1 protein-coding gene is annotated in these 1236 nt (G+C 79.6%); it reads left to right on the forward strand.

Annotated features, from left to right (window positions below; translation table 11 throughout):
• Window positions 1-52: 52 nt before the first annotated feature.
• Window positions 53-1236 (forward strand): DUF222 domain-containing protein (locus tag E9549_RS22790; protein WP_236828885.1); only part of this gene is annotated, 1184 nt, incomplete at its 3' end.

Consider the following 1236-nt stretch of genomic DNA (forward strand, 5'->3'; position numbering starts at 1 on the left):
CACCCGCCGCTGACGTGCGGGAAGTGTCGTACCCCCGGCCTAGCCTGCGGTCATGTCGTCGGTGGCGAGCTTCCAGGTGGGGGTGGGGGTGTCCCTGGTGGACCCGCTGCCGTCGCCCTGGGAGCTCGAGGATCCCGATCCGCGGCGGTGGGACGAGCCGTTGTCGGCGTGGCTGCCGGCCCGCCGGTCGGCGGGTGAGGCGGTCGATCTGCTGGGGCAGATCACCGCGGCCGAGGCGCGGTTGGCCGCGTTGCGGGTGGAGCTGGTGATGGACCTCGCCGCGGCCCGCCCGGCGCCTGCCGATCCGCCACCGGGCGGGGAACGCGCCGGGGACGGTGGCCCGGCCGGTGCCAGTGAGTTCGTGGCCGATGAGCTGGCGATGGCGCACAACGGCAGCCGGGCGGCGGCGGTGACGCTGCTGGAGCACGCCGAGGTGCTCACCACCCGGCTGCCGGCCACCTTCGCCCGGCTGCGGCTGGGCCTGCTGGACTGGCCGCGGGCCCGGGCGCTGGCCGCGGAGGTGGCGGCGTTCGGCGCGGACACCGATCCGGCGGTGATCGCCGCCGCCGAGGCCGCGGTGCTGCCCGGCGCGGCCGGGCTGGGCGTGGGCGGGCTGCGGGCGGCGCTGCGCGCCGAGCTGCTGGCCCGCGACGCCGCCGCGGCCGAGCGGCGCCGGAGGGTGCGGCAGCGGGCCGCCGATGTGACGGTGCGCCCGGTCGGGGACGGGATGAGCGAGCTGCGCGCCCTGCTCCCGCACCCCGACGCGCGGGCCTGCCGGGACGCGGTCGACCAGCACGCCCGGGCGGCGCGGGAGGCCGGCGACGGCCGGCCGGCCGGCATGCTGCGCGCCGGCGCCCTGGCCGACCTGCTGCTGCGCCCCTGGCAGCAGCACCCGCCGGTGACCGCCCAGCTGACCGTGGTCGCCCCGCTGCCGGCGCTCACCTCCGCCCGCTTCCTCGCCGCCGGCAACCCGCCGCCCGCCGCCTTCACCCCACCCGGCACCCCACCCGGCACCCCGCCCGGGGTCCCCGAGCCGGTGGGGGAGGTCGACGGGGAGCCGATCACCGCCGCGCACCTGCGCGAACTGCTCACCCACCTGGACGCCAGCGGCATCCAGGCCCCACCGGCGGGCAGCCTGCACATCGCGGTCACCGACGCCGCCGGGGCGCTGCTGGCCGTCACCGGACCCACCGAACTGGCCCGCCTCGCCGCCGCCGGCTGCCCCACCCACCCCAC

Origin of the sequence: Blastococcus sp. MG754426, from assembly GCF_021699055.1 — a bacterium.
Lineage (GTDB): Bacteria > Actinomycetota > Actinomycetes > Mycobacteriales > Geodermatophilaceae > Blastococcus.